The organism is Rugamonas rubra, assembly GCF_900114705.1.
Lineage (GTDB): Bacteria > Pseudomonadota > Gammaproteobacteria > Burkholderiales > Burkholderiaceae_D > Rugamonas > Rugamonas rubra.
This window is the reverse complement of the sequence record NZ_FOTW01000036.1, coordinates 1-22,254: the sequence shown is the minus strand read 5'-3', so window position 1 is coordinate 22,254 and position 22,254 is coordinate 1. Positions and strand designations below refer to the sequence as shown.

Here is a 22,254-nt window from a genome sequence, read left to right as displayed (position 1 = left end):
CAGCGCGCGGCAAGCGCGGCGCTACGGGGGGGCGGCGGCGGCGCCAACGGGCGCGGAACCAGGGTCAGACCCTAGGGTCTGACCCTCTATGGGCGCCGCCGAACCGCCGGCCTTAGGCGGCCCAGGCCAGCGGCACCAGCGCCAGGCCGCCGCTCAGGTTCCAGGCCTGGGCGTAGCCGAGCCGGCGCAGGCACTGCGCCGCCTTGACGCTGCGGTTGCCGCTGCGGCAGAAGAACACCAGCGGCCGAGGTTCGCCGCGCAGCCACTCGTCGAGCTGGGCGGCGAGCCGGCTCAGCGGCACGCTCAGCGCGGCGCGGCCGTTCGGGCAGGTCGGCGCGGCGGCGGCGTACTCGTAGGGTTCGCGCACGTCGACCAGCAGCGCCTCGGGGTGGCGGCGCAGGAACTGGGCCAGCGCCGCCGCGTCGATCTGCAGCGCGGTGGTGTCGGCCGGCGCGGCCAGCGGCGTGGCGCGCAGCGCGCGCGGGCTGCTGCAGAACTGGTTGTGCGCGTCGCGCGACGGACACAGCAGCGTGTCGGCGGCCAGCAACGCCGCCAGGCCGGGCTGGGCGGCGTGGCCGCAGAAGGCGAAGCGCACGGCGTCGGCCGGCAGCGCGGTGGCGGTGGCGGTGGCGTCGCCGCCGAGCAGGTAGCTGCGGCCGCCGTCGGCGTGGCGCGCGCAGGCCAGCGTGCGCGCGCCCAGCGCCAGGCCCTCGGCGGCGCTGCCGTCGGCCAGCGTCAGCGCGGCGGCGCCGGCCGGCCAGCCGAAGGCGTCGACGGCGCCGCCGTCCATATGATCGGCCAGCGCGGCGGCCAGCACGGCGCGGCCGTCCGGCCTGGCCGGGTTGGCCGGCTTGGCCGCCCCGGCCGCGCTGGCCAGGACGGCGCGCACGCGGTACTGCTGACAGCGGACGAACTGCTCGATGCGCTCGCCGTGCTCGGCCAGCGCGTCGATCACCACGCAGCTGCGGCTGGCCGCGTCCAGCACCAGCCAGCTGCACTCGCCCTCCACGCCCAGCTGCACCACGCCGTCGTGCGGCAGCGGCGCCTGCGCCGACGGCAGCAGGCAGCTGGCGCGCAGCGCCTCGCCGCAGCGGACGATGCGGGCGCAGGCCTCGGCCACGCTGGCGTCGTCGATCAGCGCGCCGAACGACAGGCGGATCGCGCCGCTGCTGCGCCAGGCCGGCAGGCCCATGGCGTCCAGCACGTAGCTGGGCGCGGCCTTCTTGGCCGAGCAGGCGCTGCCGGCGCTGACGCGCAGGCCGGCGGCGTCGAACACGTCCATCAGCTCGCCGCTGGCCAGGCCCGGCACGGAGAAGTTCAAGGTGGTCGGCAGCGCCTTGGCGAAGGGGTTGTTGAACACCACCCCGGGCAGCGCGGCGCGCAGGCTGTCGGCCAGGCGGGCGCGCACGCCGGCCAGCTCGGCGTGGCTGCGGAAGGTGGCGCCGCCCTCGAGCGCCTCGAGCACCGCGCCCAGCGCGGCGATGCCGACCATGTTCTCGGTGCCCGAGCGCATGCCGCCCTCCTGGCCGCCGCCCATCATCAGCGCGGTGAACGGCGCGCCGGCGCGCACGTACAGCATGCCGATGCCCTTCGGCGCGTACAGCTTGTGGCCGGAGAACGGCGCGTAGTCGATGCGGCTGCCGGCCAGCTCCAGCGTCAGCTTGCCCAGCGCCTGCACGCAGTCGACCAGCCAGTAGGCGGCGCTGGCGCTGTCGCGCAGCACCGCCTCGATGCCGGCCAGGTCGGAGATCACGCCGGTCTCGTTGTTGGCGGCCATGGTGCAGACCAGCGCGGCGCGCCCGGCCAGCGCGCGCAGCGCGGCCAGGTCGTGGCGGCCGTCCTGGTCGACCGCCAGCGCGCGCAGCTCCAGGTCGAGGCCGAGCAGGCGGTTCCAGTGCGCCAGCGCCTCCGGCACCGCCTTGTGTTCGGTGGCGCCGTACACCAACAGCGCGCCGATCGCCTCGCCGGCGGCGCGCCGCGCGCGCAGCGCGCACAGGGCCGACAGCACGGCGGTCTGGATGCCCTCGGTGGCGCCGCTGGTAAACAGCAGCTTGCCGTCGCCCACGCCGAGCAGGCGCGCGCCGCGCTGGCGCACGCCCTCCAGCAGCGCCTTGGCCTTCAGGCCGGCGGCGTGCGAGCTGCTCGGATTGCCGAAGCGTTCGCCCATGGCGTCGACGGCGGCGGCGATGGCGGCGGGCAGCACGGCGGAGGTGGCGTTGCCGTCGAGGTAGATTTCGGTCTTGATCATGGAGGGGCGCGCGTAAAGTGGTCGAATAACGGACAGCTTACTCATTCCCGCCGGTAAATATGTTCTAAAATATCTGCTGATTGCACCTTACTTAGCATGAACATGCTGAATTTGACGGAAAAATAGAATGAATCCACTCGACCGCTACGACTACGCCATCCTCGCCGCGCTGCAGGCCGACGGCACCCTGTCGATCGCCCACCTCAGCGAGAAGGTCGGGCTGTCCAGCACGCCCTGCTGGAAGCGCCTGCGCCGCCTCGAGGAGGACGGCTACATCGAGGGCCGGGTGGCGATCGTCAACCGGCGCAAGGTCGGCCTGCCGGTGACGGTGTTCGTCAGCGTGCGCACCAGCCAGCACGACGACAAGTGGCTGGCCCGCTTCGCCGCCGCCGTCACCGCCCTGCCCGAGGTGCAGGAGTTCCACCGCATGAGCGGCGACGTCGACTACCTGCTCAAGGTGGTCACCACCGACATCGAGGGCTACGACCGCTTTTACAAGAAACTGATCAAGGTGTCGCAGCTGACCGGCGTCGCCTCGGCCTTCTCGATGGAGCAGATCAAGGTCACCACGGCGCTGCCGCTGGAGCTGGTGTCGCACGGCCTGCCGGGCTGAGCGGCGCCGGCAGAGCCGCCCTCCCCGCTGATCCCCGCCTTCCTGCAAGGCTGGCTGCCCGGCCCCAACACCGCCGGCCGCCGCGCTCAGTGTCCGATGCGCGCCGCCGCCAACTGGCGCCGCCGCGCGGTCCAACCCAGCAGGCCCAGCCCGGCCGCCAGCATCGCGTAGCTGGACGGCTCCGGCACCGCCGCCACCTCGGCCACGCCTATCGTCGCGCCGTAATAGTATTCGCTGTTCGGCGTGGTGAAGCGGATGTCGGTGAAGGTGCCGGTGAACTTGATCACGCCGTTGCCCTCGTAGCCGACGATGCTGCTGCCGCTGGACGGCGTCAACAAGCCGCCGCCCCAGTTGCCGGCGCCCTGGCTCAGCAGCGTGAAGCTCAGACCGTCCTGGAAGTTGAAGCTGACCGGCAAGCCGTTCTGGCCGACGCTGAACAGTGCCATGTAGGGGTTGACCACCGGCGTGTCGAAATGGAAACCGTTGATGGTCGAGTTGCCGCCCTGCATCAGGATGGTGCCGTTGCTGCCCGGGGTGTTGGGCACCTCCGCGCTGGTAAACGAGCTGGGCACGTTGTAGATGGCCGGGTTGGTGTCCATGCCGATGGTGTCGCCGGTATACGTGACGTTGATCGACACCGCGTTCTGCATTGTCGTGCCGCTGCTGCTGTCGCTCCACAGCGTCCAATTGACAGTCGGCACGGCCATCGCCGACATGGGAACCACCAGTGCCGCCACCAAGCTTGCTGCTGCTAATTTCTTCATGCTACCCCCGAGATATTTTTTGTATTGGATCGCCGCCGCCCTGCCGGGCGACCGCGCCGTATATGCCCGCAAGAACATTATCTATCGTTGCGGCAAGTTTCAGAGTAGGACAATTTTTCGCTAAAACAAAGGAAATTGATTGCAAAGTGATATTTAGCATTTCCACAAGGAAATTGTGTGGCGGCGTTACAAATTTACCCCCGACAGTCGCGCCGCATCGCGTATCCTTGTCGCCGCCTTATTTCGACACCGTGACACCTACTCAGGAATCCGCAATGACGCCTCGCACCACCCGCCGCCCCCTCGTATCCGTCCGCCTCGGCCCGCTGGCCGCCGCCTGCCTGAGCCTGGCCGCGCTGTGCGCCGGCCCCGCCGCCGCCGCGCCACCAGCGCCCGCCGCCGCCGCCGCCAACGCGAGCGCGAGCGGCCAGACGGCCAACCCGGCCAGCCGCCAACTGCTGGCCCTGGCCGACGCCTACTACCAGGCGCTGGCCCGCTTTGAACCGATCGGCGCCACCGAAAACGGCGACAACCGCTTCGACGACCAACTCGGCCTGTCCATCGCGCCGGCCCAGCGCGCCCGCCAGTTCGCCCTGTACCGCCAGTTCGCCAAGCGCCTGCACGGCATCGCCCGCGCCAAGCTCGACGAGCGCGCCCGCATCAACTACGACGTCCTCGACTTCGAACTGCGCGGTCTGCTGGCGATGGAGAAGTTCCCCGAGCACCTGCTGCCGATCAACCAGATGGACAGCGTGCCGATGATGCTGGCCAACTACGCCGGCGGCGAGGCCTCGCAGCCGCTGACCACGGTCAAGGAATACGAGGCCTATCTGAACCGCCTCGGCCAGTTGCCCGCATGGATAGACCAGGCCATCGCCAACATGCGCCAGGGCATGCGCCAGGGCGTCACCGTGCCGAAGGCGATCATGCAGTCGGCCCTGCCGCAGTTCCAGAAGCTGCTCAGCGCCACGCCCGAGGGCAACATCTTCTACACCCCGGTCAACAAGTTCCCCGCCGCCTTCTCCGCCGCCGAGCAGCAGCGCCTTGGCGCCGCCTACCGCGCCATGGTGGCCGAGCGGCTGATGCCGGCGCTGGCCCGCCTGGCCGGCTTCCTCGAGCAAGACTACCTGCCGGCCTGCCGCGCCGGCACCGGCCTGGGCGACCTGCCCAACGGCCAATCCTGGTACCGCGCCCGCGTCGCCAACGCCACCACCACCACGCTGACGCCGGAACAGATCCACGCCACAGGACTGCAGGAAGTGGCGCGCATCCAGCAGCAGTTCGCCCTGCTCGGCCCGCAACTGGGCTACACCGGCCCGGCCGCCGGCCTGCCGGTCTGGGTCTCGCAGCAGGCCAAGTTCTTCCCCTTCAAGACCGAACAGGAAGTGCAGGCCGTCTACCACCAGCTCGACCAGATCCTCGACACCAAGCTGCCCCAGCTGTTCACCCTGCTGCCCAAGGCCAAGCTGGACCTGCGCCTGGAACCCGAGCTGAGCCGCGCCACCGCCTCCGACCACTACACCGCGCCGGCCGGCGACGGCTCGCGCCCCGGCGTGTTCTGGTCGGTGGTCAACGATCCCGCCAAGTACGGCAACACCGGCATGACCACCCTGTTCCTGCACGAGGGCAAGCCCGGCCACCACTTCCACATCGCCCTGATGCAGGAGCTGAACCTGCCCGACTTCCGCAAGTACGGCGGCAACAACGCCTACACCGAGGGCTGGGCGCTGTACGCCGAAACGCTGGGCAAGGAGATGGGCCTGTTCAACGATCCGGAGCAATACTTCGGCCACCTGAACGACGAGCTGCTGCGCGCCACCCGCCTGGTGGTCGACACCGGCATGCACGCCAAGGGCTGGACGCGCGAGCAAAGCATCGCCTACATGCACGACACCCTGGGCTACGACGCCGTGGCCAAGAGCGAGACCGAGCGCTACATGGCCTGGCCCGGCCAGGCGCTGGGCTACAAAATCGGTTCCCTGAAGATCGTCCAACTGCGCCAGCGCGCCCAGCAGGCGCTGGGCGACAAGTTCAGCCTGCCGAAGTTCCACGAGGTGGTGTTGAGCGACGGCACGCTTCCCCTGAGTCTGCTGGAAGCCAAGGTCGACCGCTGGATCGCCGCGCAACGCTAGGCATCCCCGCGCATCGCGCAACAACATCGCTGGCGGAGAGCCCGGCCGTCAGCGCGGCCGGGGGCTAGGCTGGGCGCCTGACCGGGCAGCCGTCGCGCTCGCCCGGCGTGGCCGGTAGGCGAACTGAACAACCTTTGATATTGCGCAAACACTTGCGTTTTATTCAAGCGTACAACATCGACATGCACAATGCCAGTTGCTAGTATCGGCGGACCGTCCCTCGTTCCTTGTCGACTCCGCCGATAGAAAGTGCGCCATGCCTTCGATCTTGCCCGCGCTGGTGTCCCTGTTCTTCCTCGCCTACGGCATCTATCTGCTGCGTCGGCACGGCGGCAGCCGGATCGGCCAAACCGCCTTCCTGATCTGCGCCGCCACGTTTTGCTGGCAAATCAGCTGGGCCGTGCTGTTCCAGCTAAAGGACGCGCAACAGGCCCTAATATTGGCCAAGTTCGGCTATCTGCTGATACTCTTCCTGCCCACCACGATCTACCACTTCATCGTCGAACTGACCGGCCGGCAAGCCGAGCGGCACTGGGTCGAGCTATCCTACGGCCTGGCCGGCATCCTCGCCATCGCCCTGCTGAGCAGCAACGCCATCGTCGCCGGCCTGCACTCCTATTTCTTCGGCTACTATCCGCGCGCCGGCTGGCTGCATCCGCTGCACCTGCTGCAAACCGCGCTGGTGATCGGACGCGGCCTGCATCTGCTGTACCGCCGCCAGCGCGCCGCCGTCTCCACCGAGCGCACCCGGCTGCGCTACTGCCTGGCCAGCATGCTGGTCTACCTGCTGGCGGCGGTCGACTACCTGGGCAACTACGGCGTGCAATTCTATCCGCCCGGCGTGCTGTTCATCGCCACCAGCCTCGGCCTGGTCGCCCTGGCCACCGTGCGCCACGACCTGCTGACCGACCCGCTCGAACTGGCCGCCACCATCGCCCACGAAATGCGCACGCCGCTGGCCACCATCCGCAGCCAGTCCCGGGTGTTGAGCAACAGCCTGCCGGAGTTGCTCGCCGGATATCAGAGCGCCGTCGACCACGGCCTGCTCGCCCCCACCCTGCGCGCCGACAAGCTGGCCTACCTGGCCGAGCTGGCCCAGTTGATCGACGCCGAGGTGTCGCGCTCGAACTTCGTGGTCGACCTGGTGCTGGCCTCGGCCCGCGCCGGCACGCTGAACCGGCAGGACTTCGCCTTGCACTCCGTCAAGAAATGCGTCGACGAGGCGCTCGCCCGCTATCCCTTCGAAAGCGCCATGCGCGACAAGGTGCGGGTGCGCATCGACAACGACTTCACCTTCTACGGCTCGGACGTGCTGCTGGTCTATGTGTTGTACAACTTGTTTAAGAACGCCCTGCACGCGATCAAGTCGGCCGGACGGGGCGAGGTGGAGATCGAATTCTTCACCTGCGGGAAAGGAAAACAACTGGTGGTGCGCGATACCGGCCCGGGTATTCCCGCGGATGTATTGCCGCACGTTTTCGATCCGTTTTATACCACCCGCCAGGGCGGCGGTGGTACCGGCATGGGATTGGCGTTTTGCCAGCGCGTATTAACCGCCTTCGGCGGCCAGATACTCTGCGAATCCAAGGCCGGGCGTTATACGATGTTTTCGCTGCAATTTCCCAGCGATTGCACGGCACCGAATAAATAATACCGGGCCGATCAGCTTATATTAATATCAAACGAATTTGATGTTGTTCAGGTCGGATTCAAATGTCGTTTCCGATTCCATTACCCGATTCAAATCCTCCTCGTCGCCCAGCACATATATTTTTTCCTCGCGCAGCATTTGCAGAATAAACGGCTGCTGCTCGCGCAGCCGCCGTTTAAAGTCGGGAAGCGAATACAGGTTGGGATTGATCTTGCGCCGCAATATACGTTCGGCCACCGGCAGCCTGGATAGCAACTCGCCATAGCTGGTGTTCTCGCCGATCAGCAATAACTCGACGTTGGTATCCATGCCCTCCTGCTCCTTGGCCGTGGCACCATACACGAAGGCCACATTCAATACCTTGGACAGCGGTGCCAGCGCGGAGTTGAGCACGCTGACCAGGCCGAAGCTCTTCTTCACCAGGCTGCTTAGTTCCCCGTAGATCATGCAGTCCTTGTTCGGCCGGAAGCGCCGCACATTGCCGATCCGTTCGGACACGATCAAACCGGAGTCGTGCAAACGTTTCAGCTCGCGCTGGGCCGACGCGCTGCCCAGTCCCGTCAAACGCATGATCTCGTTCAGGTGGAAACCCTGGTTGACGCGGACAAAAAGCAAACCCAGCAGCTTTTGCTGGGCGGGAGTGAAGAGGGCTTGGGCTATCATGAGCTAAATCTTAGCATGAATGAACTAACAACTGGCTCGACAATAATGTGCTTTCTACATTGCGCCCGGGCATATGGCCCCGGCTCTCGCGGCTTTGCAACAAGTACGGCACAAACCCCTGCGCCGTCGCCGCCGACACCACCAGCCCCCCGGCCGCAACGGGAAATTTTCGGGCCGCCACTGGATTCATGCCCTGCGCCAAAAAGTGGCATATTTATCATCGAGCCGCGCCTGCGCAATACACGGCGCCGTTGTCGCCGCCGTGCGTGATCCTACGCTCGCGCTTGCTGATGCTAGCCTTCTTCGCCGTGCCACCACGCCTCACCGGCATGGAGGATCTCGAGCACACTTGGTTGGCGACAGACTACTCTCGCCTACCATCGCCTCACGGCATCGATGCGGAGCGCCCAAGCTGCTTGCCAATGGCATTGGGTGCAAGGAAAGTTTGTACCGGAGGGGATATATTCGGGGTGCCTGCAATTTAAATAGCGATAGAAAATGGAAGCCGTATATTCCCGAATAGATTTAAGGCGGCCAATTTATCTAGCACCCTATATCCGAAGAATATTTCAAAGAATACGGACGAAAAAAAACGGCACCCGAAGGTGCCGTTTCTATTCAACTACTCGGCGTTATTACGCTTCGTCGTTGTGCTGTGCCGCCGCTGCGGCCTGGGAAGCAACTTCTACCGCTTCCAGTTCGCTGGCCATATTGGCCTTTTCGGCGTTCAACAGGTTTTGGCGCTCTTCCACTTCCCACGCTTCTTTCTCTTTGCGTGCGCGGTGGAATGCCAGACCCGTACCGCCTGGAATCAGACGGCCGACGATGACGTTCTCTTTCAGGCCGCGCAGACCATCGCGCTTGCCCATGATCGCCGCTTCGGTCAGCACGCGGGTGGTTTCCTGGAACGATGCGGCCGAGATGAACGAATCGGTCGACAGCGATGCCTTGGTAATACCCAGCAGAACGTTTTCGTAGGTCGCCGGGATCTTGTTCTCGGCATCCATACGGTCGTTCTCGTCCAGCAGTTCCGAACGCTCGACCTGCTCGCCAACGATGTAGTTGGTGTCGCCGGCGTTGACGATCTGAACCCGACGCAGCATCTGACGCACGATCACTTCGATGTGCTTGTCATTGATCTTCACGCCCTGCAGACGGTACACGTCCTGCACTTCGTCGACGATGTAACGGGCCAGCGCTTCGATACCCAGCAGACGCAGAATGTCTTGCGGATCGGCAGGACCGTCGACGATCATCTCGCCCTTGTTGACGACTTGACCATCGTGGACCAGCACTTGCTTGTCCTTGGTGATCAGGAACTCGTGCTTGTTGCCGTCCATGTCGGTGATTTCCAGACGCTGCTTACCCTTGGTTTCCTTACCGAATGCAACGGTACCGGTCACTTCGGCCAGCATACCGGCATCCTTCGGCGAACGGGCTTCGAACAGCTCGGCAACGCGCGGCAGACCACCGGTAATATCGCGGGTCTTCTGCGATTCGGTCGGGATACGTGCCAGCACTTCGCCGACCGTTACCGCCTGGCCGTCTTTGACCATGATCAACGCGCCGACCTGGAAGCCGATCGCCACCGAGTGTTCGGTGCCGGCGATCTTCACTTCTTCGTTCGAGTCGTTCAACAGTTTGACCTGTGGACGCAGCGTTTTGGTCAAGGAACCGCGACGTTTCGCATCGATCACGACCAAAGTCGACAGACCGGTCACTTCATCGACCTGGCGGGCCACGGTCACGCCTTCTTCGACGTTCTCGAAGCGGACCAGACCGGCGTACTCGGTGATGATCGGACGGGTCAGCGGATCCCAGGTTGCCAGGGCCGTACCGGCCTTGATGACCAGGCCATCCTTGACGATCAGGGTGGCGCCGTACGGCACCTTGTGACGCTCGCGCTCACGGCCGTGGTCGTCGGTGATCAGCACTTCGCCGGAACGGGAAATGACGATTTGCGCGCCCTTGCCGTTGGTGACGTAACGCATGGTCGAGGTGAAGCGGATGGTACCGTTCGACTTGGCTTCCACCGACGATGCCACCGCCGCACGCGACGCCGCACCACCAATGTGGAAGGTACGCATGGTCAGCTGGGTACCCGGCTCACCAATCGACTGCGCTGCCACCACACCGACGGCTTCGCCGGAGTTGACCAGCACGCCACGGCCCAGATCGCGGCCGTAGCACTTGGCGCACAGGCCGAAGCGCGTGTCGCAAGTCAGCGGAGTACGTACCTTGACTTCGTCGATCGACAGACGTTCGATCTCTTCGACCATGTCTTCGTCGAGCAGGGTGCCGGCTTCGTACAGCGTTTCCTGGGTTTCAGGATTGACGACGTCGTTGACGGTAACGCGGCCCAGCACGCGGTCGCGCAGCGCCTCGATGACTTCACCGCCTTCGACCATCGCCTTCATCAGCGCGCCGTTGGTGGTGCCGCAATCGTCGGCGATGACGACCAGATCCTGGGTCACGTCGACCAGACGACGCGTCAGGTAACCCGAGTTCGCCGTTTTCAGTGCCGTATCGGCCAGACCTTTACGAGCGCCGTGGGTCGAAATGAAGTACTGCAACACGTTCAGGCCTTCGCGGAAGTTCGCGGTAATCGGCGTTTCGATAATCGAACCATCCGGTTTCGCCATCAGACCACGCATACCTGCCAGCTGGCGAATCTGCGCCGCGGAACCGCGGGCGCCCGAGTCGGCCATCATGTAAATCGCGTTGAAGGACTCTTGGGTGGACTTGGTGCCGTCACGTTTGATGACGTCTTCCACTTTCAGCTGGTCCATCATGGCCTTGCCGACTTCATCCGAGGTCTTGCCCCAGATGTCGACCACTTTGTTGTAACGCTCGCCGGCGGTCACCAGACCCGAGGCGTACTGCTGCTCGATCTGTTTGACTTCGGACTCAGCGGCCGAAATCAGGGTGACTTTTTGTGGCGGTACCAGCATGTCGTCGACGCAGATCGAGATACCGGCGCGGGTTGCCAGGCGGAAGCCCGACTGCATCAGTTGATCGGCGAACACGACGGTGGCACGCAGACCGCACTTGCGGAAGGACGTGTTGATCAGCTTGGAGATCTCTTTCTTTTTCAGCGCGCGGTTCAGCACGGAGAAAGGCAGACCCTTAGGCAGGATTTCCGACAGGATGGCGCGGCCGATGGTGGTCTCGTAGCGCGTCACGGTGCGGACGAATTCGCCCGTTTCCAGATCCTTCGGATGCTCGACGATACGCACCGTGATGCGGGTGGTCAGTTCCACTTCCTTGTTGTCGTAGGCACGGATGACTTCCGACACGTCCTGGAACAGCATACCTTCGTTCTTGGCGTTGATCGCCTCGCGGGTCGCGTAGTACAGACCCAGCACGATATCCTGCGAAGGCACGATCGACGGCTCGCCGTTCGACGGGAACAGGATGTTGTTCGACGCCAGCATCAGCGTGCGCGCTTCCATCTGTGCTTCGATCGACAGTGGAACGTGGACCGCCATCTGATCGCCGTCGAAGTCGGCGTTGAATGCGGCGCAGACCAGCGGGTGCAGTTGGATGGCCTTGCCTTCGATCAGGACCGGCTCGAAAGCCTGGATACCCAGTCGGTGCAGCGTAGGCGCACGGTTCAGCATGATCGGGTGTTCGCGGATCACGTCTTCCAGGATGTCCCAAACCACCGGTTCCTGGATCTCGACCAGTTTCTTGGCAGCCTTGATGGTCGTGGCCAGACCCATCAGTTCGAGCTTGTTGAAGATGAAAGGCTTGAACAGTTCCAAGGCCATCAGCTTCGGCAGACCGCACTGGTGCAGTTTCAATTGCGGGCCCACGACGATGACCGAACGACCGGAGTAATCGACGCGTTTGCCCAACAAGTTTTGACGGAAACGGCCGCCCTTGCCTTTGATCATCTCGGCCAGCGATTTCAGCGGACGCTTGTTGGCGCCGGTCATCGCTTTGCCGCGACGGCCGTTGTCCAGCAGCGAATCGACCGCTTCTTGCAGCATGCGCTTTTCGTTGCGCGTGATGATCTCTGGAGCGCGCAGCTCCATCAGGCGTTTCAGACGGTTGTTACGGTTGATGACGCGGCGGTACAGATCGTTCAGATCGGAGGTCGCGAAGCGGCCGCCGTCCAGCGGGACCAGCGGGCGCAGTTCCGGCGGCAGCACCGGCAGCACTTCCATGATCATCCAGTCCGGCTTGATGCCCGAACGTTGGAACGCTTCCAGCACCTTCAGGCGCTTGGCGTATTTCTTGATCTTCGCTTCCGACTTCGATTCCTTCAGTTCCACGCGCAGGGTTTCGGCATCGCGGTGGATGTCGATCGAGCGCAGCAGTTCACGGATACCCTCGGCGCCCATGAAGGCGGTGAAGTCGTCGCCGTACTCTTCGTACTTGGCGGCGTAGTCGTCTTCCGACATGATCTGGCATTTTTTCAGCGGGGTCATGCCCGGATCGGTCACCACGTATGCTTCGAAGTACAGCACGCGTTCGATGTCCCGCAGGGTCATGTCCAGCACCATACCCAGACGCGACGGCAGCGACTTGAGGAACCAGATGTGGGCGGTCGGCGAGGCCAGCTCGATGTGGCCCATGCGCTCGCGGCGCACCTTGGCCAGCGTGACTTCGACGCCGCACTTCTCGCAGATCACGCCGCGGTGTTTCAGGCGCTTGTACTTGCCGCACAGGCATTCGTAATCCTTGATCGGGCCAAAGATCTTGGCGCAGAACAGGCCGTCGCGCTCAGGCTTGAAGGTGCGGTAGTTGATGGTTTCCGGCTTTTTAACTTCGCCGTAGGACCACGAACGGATTTTTTCAGGCGACGCCAGACCGATCTTGATCGCGTCGAACGTTTCGTTTTGCTGTACTTGCTTGAATAGATCGAGCAGTGCTTTCATGTATCACTCCAGAGGTGATTAAATTTCTAATTCCTGAGACTACATTGCCCGGCGTGGTTTCCCAGCCGGGCTTTGTCGTGCTCAAACCAAATGACAGGTTTGCTGTCTTTTAGTTGCGTTCGAGGTCGATATCGATACCCAGCGAACGGATTTCCTTGACCAGAACGTTGAACGATTCAGGCATGCCGGCGTCGATCACGTGGTCGCCTTTGACCAGGTTCTCGTACACCTTGGTACGGCCGTTCACGTCATCCGACTTGACGGTCAACATTTCTTGCAGCACGTACGAGGCGCCGTACGCTTCCAGTGCCCACACCTCCATCTCACCGAAGCGCTGGCCGCCGAACTGGGCTTTACCGCCCAGTGGCTGCTGCGTCACGAGCGAGTAAGGACCGGTGGAACGGGCGTGCATCTTGTCATCAACCAAGTGGTGCAGCTTCAGCATGTGCATCACGCCGACGGTGACCTTGCGCTCGAACGCTTCGCCGGTGCGGCCGTCGTACATGGTGACCTGGTTCTTCGATGGCGTCATGCCCAGCTTGGCGGCGATGTCGTCAGGGTAGGCCAGATCCAACATGCGGCGGATTTCCGACTCGTGCGCGCCGTCGAACACTGGAGTGGCGAACGGAACACCTTTTTTCAGGTTGTTCGCCAGCTTCATGATCTCTTCGTCGTCGAACTGGTCCAGATCTTCCGGCTTGCCGTTTTCGTTGTAGACCACGGTCAGGAACTTGCGCATTTCCTCGGCCTTGGTGTGCAGCGCCAGCATTTCGCCGATGCGGATACCCAGACCCTTGGCAGCCCAGCCCAAGTGGGTCTCGAGAATCTGACCAACGTTCATCCGCGAAGGAACGCCCAGCGGGTTCAGCACCACGTCGGCCGGCGTGCCGTCGGCCATGTACGGCATGTCTTCCACAGGAACAATACGGGAAACCACACCCTTGTTACCGTGGCGACCCGCCATCTTGTCGCCCGACTGCAGGCGGCGCTTGACGGCCAGGTAAACCTTGACCATCTTCTGCACGCCAGGTTGCAGCTCGTCGCCCTGGGTCAGTTTCTTGCGCTTCTCTTCGAAGGCCAGATCGAACTGGTGACGTTTTTCGTTGATCGATTCCTTGATCGCTTCCAGCGCTACCGCGGCTTCGTCTTCCGATGGACGGATGTCGAACCAGTGGTATTTGTCCAGATCGGCCAGGTATTCCTTGGTGATCTTGGCGCCCTTGGCCAGCTTTTTCGGACCGCCGTTGACGACTTTACCGATCAGCATTTTTTCCAGACGCTGGAAGGCATCGCCCTCGACAATACGCATCTGGTCGTTCAGGTCCAGGCGGAAACGCTTCAGTTCATCGTCGATGATCTGTTGCGCGCGCTTGTCGCGAACGATGCCTTCACGGGTGAACACCTGGACGTCGATGACGGTGCCGATCATGCCGGAAGGCACGCGCAGCGAGGTGTCTTTCACGTCCGAGGCTTTTTCACCGAAGATGGCGCGCAGCAGCTTCTCTTCTGGCGTCAGCTGGGTCTCGCCTTTAGGCGTGACCTTGCCGACCAGGGTGTCGCCGGCTTGCACTTCGGCGCCGATGTAGACAATACCGGACTCGTCCAGACGGGCCAGTTGGTTCTCGGCCAGGTTGGAGATGTCGCGGGTGATTTCTTCCGCGCCCAGCTTGGTGTCGCGAGCAACAACCGACAACTCTTCGATGTGGATCGAGGTGTAGCGGTCGTCCTTGACGACGTTTTCCGAGATCAGGATCGAATCCTCGAAGTTCAGACCATTCCATGGCATGAAGGCCACGGTCATGTTCTGGCCCAGAGCCAATTCACCCAAGTCGGTCGATGCGCCGTCGGCGATCACGTCGCGCTTGGCGACACGGTCGCCAACCTTGACGATAGGACGTTGGTTGATGTTGGTGTTCTGGTTCGAACGGGTGTACTTGATCAGGTTGTAGATGTCGACACCGACTTCGCCGGCGGTTGCCTCGTCATCGTTGACGCGAATCACCACACGGCCCGCATCGATGTAGTCGACGATACCGCCGCGCAGAGCCTGCACGGTGGTACCCGAGTCGACTGCCACGGTGCGTTCGATACCGGTACCGACCAGGGCTTTTTCTGGGCGCAGGCAAGGTACGGCCTGGCGCTGCATGTTGGCACCCATCAATGCGCGGTTCGCATCATCGTGTTCCAGGAACGGGATCAGCGACGCTGCGACGGAAACGATCTGGCCCGGCGCCACGTCCATGTACTGGATGCGCTCTGGCGACACCAGGATGGTCTCGCCGGCTTCACGGGCCGACACCAGCTCATCGCTGAGCATGCCGTTCTTGTCGATGGTCGCATTCGCCTGGGCGATGATGTAGCGGCCTTCTTCGATGGCGGACAGGTAGTCGATCTGGTCGGTGATCTTGGAGCCTTCGACCTTGCGGTACGGGGTTTCCAGGAAGCCGTATTCGTTCAGGCGGGCGTACAGCGCGAGCGAGTTGATCAGACCGATGTTCGGGCCCTCTGGCGTTTCGATCGGGCAGACGCGGCCGTAGTGGGTCGGGTGCACGTCGCGCACCTCGAAACCGGCGCGTTCGCGCGTCAGACCGCCGGGTCCCAGGGCGGAAACGCGGCGTTTGTGCGTGATTTCCGACAGCGGGTTGGTCTGGTCCATAAACTGCGACAGCTGGGACGAACCGAAGAACTCGCGGATGGCGGCCGAGATCGGCTTGGAGTTGATCAGGTCGTGCGGCATCAGGTTGTCCGCTTCGGCCTGGCCGAGGCGTTCCTTGACGGCGCGCTCGACGCGCACCAGGCCGGCGCGGAACTGGTTCTCGGCCAGTTCGCCGACGCAACGGACGCGACGGTTACCCAGGTGATCGATGTCATCGACTTCGCCGCGGCCGTTGCGCAGCTCGACGAGGATCTTGATCACGGCCAGCACGTCTTCGTTCGACAGCGTCATGGCGCCGGTCAGTTCGTCGCGGCCGATGCGGCGGTTGAACTTCATGCGGCCGACGGCCGACAGGTCGTAACGGTCGGCGCTGTAGAACAGGCCGTTGAACAGGGCTTCGACGGAGTCTTCCGTTGGCGGCTCGCCTGGACGCATCATGCGGTAGATCGCGACACGGGCGGCCATTTGGTCGGCGGTGTCGTCGATGCGCAGGGTTTGCGAGATGTAGGCGCCCTGGTCCAGATCGTTGGTGTACAGGGTCTGGATTTCCGACACGTGGGCGTCGCGCAGACGGCCCAGCAGGTCTTCGGTCAACTCGTCGTTGGCCGAGGCCACCACTTCGCCCGTTTCCGGGTCGACGATGTTTTTGGCCAGCACGCGGCCGAGCAGGTAGTCCTCAGGCACGGAGATGTGCTTGATGCCGGCCGCTTCGATTTCGCGCACGTGCTTGGCGTTGATGCGCTTGTCCTTCAGCACCAGGGTCTTGCCGGACTTGTCGACGATGTCGAAACGGGCCACTTCGCCACGCAGGCGCTCGGCGACGAATTCCATCTCGGCGCCTTCGGAGCGCAGATTGAAATTATCGAAGACGAAGAAGTTGGCCAGGATCTGCTCGTGCGACATGCCGATGGCTTTGAGCAGGATGGTTACCGGCATCTTGCGGCGGCGGTCGACGCGGAAGAACAGGATGTCCTTCGGATCGAACTCGAAGTCCAGCCACGAGCCACGGTAAGGGATGATGCGGGCCGAGAACAGCAGTTTGCCCGAGGAGTGGGTCTTGCCGCGGTCGTGCTCGAAGAACACACCCGGGGAGCGGTGCAGCTGCGAAACGATGACGCGCTCGGTACCGTTGATGACGAAGGAACCGGTGGTGGTCATCAGGGGCAGTTCGCCCATGTAGACTTCTTGTTCCTTCATCTCCTTGACGACCGGCTTGGTCGGCGATTCCTTGTCCAGGATCACCAGGCGCACCTTGGCGCGCAGCGGCGACGCGAACGTCAGGCCACGCAGTTGGCATTCCTTGACGTCGAAGGCGGGGTCGCCCAGGACATACGACAGGAATTCGAGACGCGCAAAGCCATTGTGCGACACGATGGGGAATATCGAGGTGAAGGCCGACTGCAGGCCATCGTTCTTGCGCGAGGACGGTTGTACGTCCTCTTGCAGGAAGCTATGGTAGGACTCGAGCTGGGTAGCCAGCAGGAACGGAACGTGGTGAACGTTGGCGCGCTTCGCGAATGACTTGCGAATGCGTTTCTTCTCAGTAAATGAGTAGTGCATGGACACTCCGTGAGTGACAGAAAGGATAGAAAATTCAGGTTTTGCTAGTGCGTTTCAGCAGCAATGTTCGGCTGCATGTCACACAGACGAAACCTCAAAGTTCTACCATTTCCAGCTGATTCGATAAAACTGCAGCGTGGACATACCGCTACAAATACGACAAAGACGACAAAGGAGCCAAAGCCGGATTTCCCCCTTTGACAGAGGAAACCCGCAGCTTTGGCTCGTGGCGCTAACTAGCCGCCGTACAACAATTACTTGATTTCGGCTTTCGCGCCGGCTTCTTCCAGTTTCTTCTTACCGGCTTCAGCGTCAGCTTTCGAAATCGCTTCTTTGACGGTCTTAGGAGCGCCATCGACCAGATCTTTGGCTTCTTTCAGGCCCAGACCGGTGATTTCGCGGACGGCTTTGATGACGCCGACTTTGTTCGCGCCGAAGTCAGCCAGAACCAGGTTGAATTCGGTTTGCTCTTCAGCGACAGCAGCAGCGGCGCCGCCGGCTGCAGGAGCCGACATTGCTGCGGCGGACACGCCGAATTTTTCTTCGAAGGCTTTGACCAGGTCGTTCAGGTCCATTACGGACATTTCGCTAACTGCTGCCAGGATGTCGTCTTTGCTAATTGCCATTTGAAACTCCAATAATTTTTTGATTCGTTAATACATCAGATTGGTACTTGAGAAAAACCGCCCCGGAACGAACCGGGGCGCAGCGCGCTATTAGGCGGCTGCTGGGGCTTCTTCCGCGGCCACTTCGGCCACAGGAGCTTCGCCCTCGGATTTTTTCGCTGCCAGGGCAGCCAGACCACGTGCAAAGCCCGACACCGGAGCCAGCATCACGCCCAACAGCTGCGCAATGAGGACGTCACGGCTAGGAATGCTTGCCAACGCGACAACAGCAGCTTTATCCAGCTGCTTGCCTGCGTAGTTACCTGCGGTGATGACCAGTTTGTCGTTGGTTTTAGCGAAGTCAGCGATGACTTTAGCTGCTGCAACGGCGTCGTCCGAGATCGAGTAGATCAGCGGACCGGTCATGCTGTCGGCCAGGTTGGCAAACTGCGTGCCTTCCACGGCGCGACGAGCCAGCGTGTTTTTCAACACGCGCAGGTACACACCTTGGGTACGCGCTTTAGCACGAAGTTGCGTCAAGTGAGCAACCTGGATGCCACGATATTCGGCTACCACCACGGTTTGCGCAGTTGCTACTTTTGCGGAAACTTCGGCGACTACAGCCTTTTTGTCATTCAGATTGAGACCCACGGTCAACCTCCTTAAATGATGTTCGGTTTACATGACCCTATGGCCATGGACCTCGCATCGGTTCGAACACGGCGTCCGAAGTTAAGAAGTACAAAGAGCGGAATAAATTCCTGCAACATGGACTACAAAACTTGTTCGGGTACACCATCTGCGTTGGGTGCGCGCCGGTCGCCCGGTTTGCGTTTATCTTCCTGCACATGCGGTCGCAGTCGGCCCAACGGTCTTTGATTGTCCGGCCGCCCCCTGCAGAACAGGGGACGTCCGGCCCAAAGATTCGCCCCGCGTGTTTCTACAACACGCGGGGACTTGATACTTGAAACTTAAGCGGCCAGGGTGGTCTGGTCGACACGGACGCCAGCGCCCATGGTCGACGACAGCGACACCTTGCGCAGGTAAACACCCTTGCTGGTGGTCGGCTTGGCTTTGTTCAGGGCGTCGATCAGGGCAACCAGGTTGCTCTTCAGATCGGCGTCGGCGAACGATTTGCGGCCGATGGTAGCGTGGATGATACCGGCTTTGTCGGTACGGTACTGAACTTGACCGGCTTTCGCGTTTTTCACGGCGGTAGCGACGTCAGGGGTAACAGTGCCGACCTTCGGGTTAGGCATCAGGCCGCGTGGGCCCAGGATCTGACCCAGGGTACCGACGATACGCATGGTGTCTGGCGAAGCGATGACGATGTCGAAAGGCATGTTGCCGGCCTTGACCATTTCGGCCAGGTCTTCCATACCAACGATGTCGGCGCCGGCGGCTTTAGCCTGCTCGGCCTTTTCGCCGGTGGCGAAAACGGCGACGCGAACGGTCTTGCCGGTGCCGGCTGGCAGCACGACGGAACCGCGAACGACCTGGTCCGATTTCTTCGGATCCACACCCAGTTGTACCGACACGTCGATCGATTCATTGAACTTGGCGGTGGCCAGTTCTTTGATCAGAGCGACGGCGTTGTCGAACGGGTATGCCTTGGTGCGGTCGACCTTGGCCTTGATTGCTTTGACGCGTTTGGACAGTTTAGCCATGATTACACACCCTCTACCGTGATGCCCATCGAACGTGCGGAACCAGCGATGGTGCGTACAGCAGCATCCAGGTCGGCAGCGGTCAGATCAGGGGTTTTCAATTTAGCGATTTCTTCAGCTTGCGCGCGGCTCAGCTTACCGACTTTGTCGGTATGTGGCTTCGGCGAACCTTTGACGACGCCCGACAGCTTCTTGATCAGGAAGGTCGCCGGAGGCGTCTTCATGACGAAGGTGAAGGATTTGTCGGCGAAAGCGGTGATCACGACAGGGATCGGCATGCCTGGTTCCATACCTTGGGTCTGGGCGTTGAACGCCTTGCAGAATTCCATGATGTTCAGACCGCGTTGACCCAGTGCTGGACCGATTGGTGGGGATGGGTTTGCTTTACCAGCTGGAACTTGCAGCTTGATAAAACCAATGATTTTCTTTGCCATGATTGGCTCCTATCTTTGGATTGAGTAGTAGCGCCCCACCCGGCGATGCCTTGCCTGGCGGGGCTCCTCTTGTCCGGGATTCGCTGCGGCGCTACATCACCGCGCGCACGTTCCGGGGACGCTTGCCGCTTATACTTTTTCGACCTGGCCGAATTCGAGCTCGACCGGGGTGGCGCGGCCGAAGATGGTGACCGAGACGCGCACTTTGGATTTCTCGTAGTTGACTTCTTCGACGTTGCCGTTGAAGTCGGTGAACGGACCATCCTTGATGCGGACTTGCTCGCCCACTTCGTACAGCACTTTCGGCCGTGGCTTCTCGATGCCTTCCTGCATCTGCTGCATGATCTTGTCGATCTCGCGGGCAGGAATCGGGGTTGGCTTGTTCGATTTGCCGCCGATGAAGCCGGTGACCTTGTTGGTGTTCTTGACCAGGTGCCAGGTCTCGTCCGTCATTTCCATCTCGACCAGGACGTAGCCCGGGAAGAAACGACGCTCGGTGACCGATTTTTGGCCGTTCTTGACTTCGACCACTTCTTCGATCGGCACCAGGATCTGGCCGAACTGGTCTTGCATGCCGGCGCGCTCGACGCGTTCCGTCAGGGCGCGCTGGACGCTTTTTTCCATGCCCGAATAGGCGTGGACGACATACCAACGCTTGTTGCTGACGGGCACGCTTACGGGAGTGCTAAGCTCAGCGCCAGCATCTTGTGCCGGAACGCTGCCCGGCACTTCATCTTGCACATTTTCGCTCATTATTTTCTTATACCCAGAATGACGTCGTACAACAGGAACTCGAGAATCTTATCCGTGCCCCAAAGGAACACAGCCATCACCAGCACGAAGGCGAAAACGATCGCCGTGATCTGCGTGGCTTCTTTGCGGGTGGGCCAAACGACCTTCTTGGTTTCGCGGACGGCTTCCTTGGCGAAATTCAGGAAATCGCGGCCATTGCTGGAGGTATAGGCAATTGCGACGGAAATAAGCAAACCACCCACAAGCGCAGCTACCCGCACCAGGGATGGTTGACCTGCCAGGTAAAAGAACCCGACGACTCCCGCAATCGCCGCAACCACTGCCAGCACGACTTTGATCTTGTCGTTTGACGTGCTAACGGTTTGCACGGATTGATTAGACATTTCTATTTTTACTTTCGGTGCCCTGCACCAGAATCGGTGGCAGGGACGGAGGGCATCGAACCCCCAACCTTCGGTTTTGGAGACCGACGCTCTGCCAATTGAGCTACGTCCCTACGTAAAACTTTTTGAAAAAAGGTCTGCTATTCTACCACCCGGGACACCCCGGGTGGAAGCCCAGATTCCTTCTTAGGCGATGATTTTTGCAACCACGCCGGCGCCGACGGTACGACCGCCTTCACGGATAGCGAAGCGCAGGCCTTCTTCCATGGCGATCGGGTTGATCAGCTTGACGGTGATCGACACGTTGTCGCCTGGCATGACCATTTCTTTGTCCGCTGGCAGTTCGATCGAACCGGTCACGTCGGTGGTACGGAAGTAGAACTGTGGACGATAGTTGTTGAAGAACGGGGTGTGGCGACCGCCTTCGTCTTTCGACAGCACATAGATCTCGCCGGTGAAGTGGTTGTGCGGCTTGATCGAGCCTGGCTTGGCCAGAACTTGACCACGCTGGACATCTTCACGCTTGGTGCCGCGCAGCAGCAGACCGACGTTGTCGCCAGCCATACCCTGGTCCAGCAGCTTGCGGAACATTTCCACGCCGGTGCAGATGGTTTTGACGGTGTCGGTGATGCCGACGATTTCGATTTCTTCGCCGACTTTGATGATACCGCGCTCGATACGGCCGGTCACAACGGTGCCGCGACCCGAGATCGAGAACACGTCTTCCACTGGCATCAGGAAGGCGCCGTCAACAGCGCGCTCTGGCGTAGGGATGTACGAATCGAGTGCTTCGGCCAGTTGCATGATGGCTTGCTCGCCCATTGGGCCGGTGTCGCCGTCCAGTGCCATACGTGCCGAACCTTTAACGATTGGCAGGTCGTCGCCTGGGAAATCGTACTTCGACAACAGCTCGCGCACTTCCATTTCGACCAGTTCCAGCAGTTCCGCGTCGTCGACCAGGTCGCACTTGTTCAGGAACACGATGATGTATGGAACGCCAACTTGGCGGGCCAGCAGGATGTGTTCGCGGGTCTGTGGCATTGGGCCGTCAGCTGCGGAGCACACCAGGATCGCGCCGTCCATCTGCGCTGCGCCGGTGATCATGTTTTTGATGTAATCGGCGTGGCCTGGGCAGTCAACGTGAGCGTAGTGGCGCGCTGCGGTTTCGTACTCGACGTGGGCGGTGTTGATGGTGATGCCGCGTGCTTTTTCTTCCGGAGCTGCATCGATCTGGTCGTATGC

The 22,254-nt window shown here is 61.9% G+C and carries 15 protein-coding genes and 1 tRNA gene; 3 read left to right on the top strand and 13 right to left on the bottom strand.

Annotation, left to right across the window (positions count from 1 at the left end; genetic code table 11):
- Positions 1 to 112: 112 nt before the first annotated feature.
- A complete protein-coding gene (locus BM252_RS27365; RefSeq protein WP_217429974.1) occupies positions 113 to 2,248 on the bottom strand; it encodes an aminotransferase class V-fold PLP-dependent enzyme in 2,136 nt (711 codons plus the stop codon).
- A gap of 127 nt (positions 2,249 to 2,375) precedes the next feature.
- Here BM252_RS27365 and BM252_RS27360 point away from each other — a divergent pair, with 127 nt between their 5' ends.
- Positions 2,376 to 2,861 (top strand): Lrp/AsnC family transcriptional regulator, encoded by a 486-nt coding sequence (locus tag BM252_RS27360; protein ID WP_093390832.1) that lies wholly within the window; start codon positions 2,376 to 2,378, stop codon positions 2,859 to 2,861.
- 86 nt (positions 2,862 to 2,947) lie between these two features.
- On the opposite strand, the gene BM252_RS27355 is transcribed toward BM252_RS27360, so the two are convergent.
- Positions 2,948 to 3,625, bottom strand: a complete 678-nt coding sequence (locus BM252_RS27355) for a PEP-CTERM sorting domain-containing protein (RefSeq protein WP_245774481.1) — start codon at positions 3,623 to 3,625, stop codon at positions 2,948 to 2,950.
- Between the two features lie 275 nt (positions 3,626 to 3,900).
- Here BM252_RS27355 and BM252_RS27350 point away from each other — a divergent pair, with 275 nt between their 5' ends.
- Together BM252_RS27350 and BM252_RS27345 are read left to right on the top strand one after the other, a co-directional pair.
- Entirely contained in the window at positions 3,901 to 5,757 is a 1,857-nt protein-coding gene (locus BM252_RS27350) for a DUF885 domain-containing protein (protein ID WP_093390830.1), read from the top strand.
- Between the two features lie 256 nt (positions 5,758 to 6,013).
- Complete coding sequence (locus tag BM252_RS27345; RefSeq protein ID WP_093390829.1) at positions 6,014 to 7,408, top strand: sensor histidine kinase; 1,395 nt, start codon at positions 6,014 to 6,016, stop codon at positions 7,406 to 7,408.
- Positions 7,409 to 7,435: 27 nt separating this feature from the next.
- Here the strand turns inward: BM252_RS27345 and BM252_RS27340 are convergent, their stop codons facing one another.
- The 11 genes from BM252_RS27340 to tuf all read right to left on the bottom strand — a co-directional run.
- A complete protein-coding gene (locus BM252_RS27340; RefSeq protein WP_093390828.1) occupies positions 7,436 to 8,071 on the bottom strand; it encodes a helix-turn-helix domain-containing protein in 636 nt (211 codons plus the stop codon).
- A 635-nt stretch (positions 8,072 to 8,706) separates the two neighbouring features.
- Entirely contained in the window at positions 8,707 to 12,954 is a 4,248-nt protein-coding gene (gene rpoC, locus BM252_RS27335; protein WP_093390827.1) for a DNA-directed RNA polymerase subunit beta', read from the bottom strand.
- A 109-nt stretch (positions 12,955 to 13,063) separates the two neighbouring features.
- Positions 13,064 to 17,170 carry a DNA-directed RNA polymerase subunit beta gene (gene rpoB / locus BM252_RS27330; protein WP_093390826.1) on the bottom strand — a complete coding sequence of 1,369 codons (4,107 nt, stop codon included), beginning with the start codon at positions 17,168 to 17,170 and terminating at the stop codon, positions 13,064 to 13,066.
- 254 nt (positions 17,171 to 17,424) lie between these two features.
- Complete coding sequence (gene rplL, locus BM252_RS27325) at positions 17,425 to 17,796, bottom strand: 50S ribosomal protein L7/L12 (protein WP_093390852.1); 372 nt, start codon at positions 17,794 to 17,796, stop codon at positions 17,425 to 17,427.
- A gap of 90 nt (positions 17,797 to 17,886) precedes the next feature.
- On the bottom strand, positions 17,887 to 18,426 hold the full coding sequence (gene rplJ, locus BM252_RS27320; protein WP_093390851.1) for a 50S ribosomal protein L10: 540 nt from the start codon (positions 18,424 to 18,426) through the stop codon (positions 17,887 to 17,889).
- A gap of 320 nt (positions 18,427 to 18,746) precedes the next feature.
- The gene (gene rplA, locus BM252_RS27315) at positions 18,747 to 19,442 is read right to left on the bottom strand and encodes a 50S ribosomal protein L1 (protein WP_093390825.1); all 696 of its coding nucleotides are present in this window, start codon (positions 19,440 to 19,442) and stop codon (positions 18,747 to 18,749) included.
- A gap of 2 nt (positions 19,443 to 19,444) precedes the next feature.
- Positions 19,445 to 19,876: a 50S ribosomal protein L11 gene (gene rplK, locus BM252_RS27310; protein ID WP_093390824.1), complete on the bottom strand. Its 432-nt coding sequence runs from the start codon at positions 19,874 to 19,876 to the stop codon at positions 19,445 to 19,447.
- Between the two features lie 129 nt (positions 19,877 to 20,005).
- Positions 20,006 to 20,629 carry a transcription termination/antitermination protein NusG gene (gene nusG, locus BM252_RS27305; protein WP_093390823.1) on the bottom strand — a complete coding sequence of 208 codons (624 nt, stop codon included), beginning with the start codon at positions 20,627 to 20,629 and terminating at the stop codon, positions 20,006 to 20,008.
- The gene (gene secE / locus BM252_RS27300; RefSeq protein ID WP_093390822.1) at positions 20,629 to 21,012 is read right to left on the bottom strand and encodes a preprotein translocase subunit SecE; all 384 of its coding nucleotides are present in this window, start codon (positions 21,010 to 21,012) and stop codon (positions 20,629 to 20,631) included. The genes nusG and secE overlap by 1 nt, the downstream gene beginning before the upstream one ends.
- Positions 21,013 to 21,049: 37 nt before the next feature.
- Positions 21,050 to 21,125, bottom strand: a tRNA-Trp gene (locus BM252_RS27295).
- A gap of 73 nt (positions 21,126 to 21,198) precedes the next feature.
- The coding region (gene tuf / locus BM252_RS27290) for an elongation factor Tu (protein WP_093390506.1) at positions 21,199 to 22,254 on the bottom strand (1,056 nt) is incomplete at its 5' end.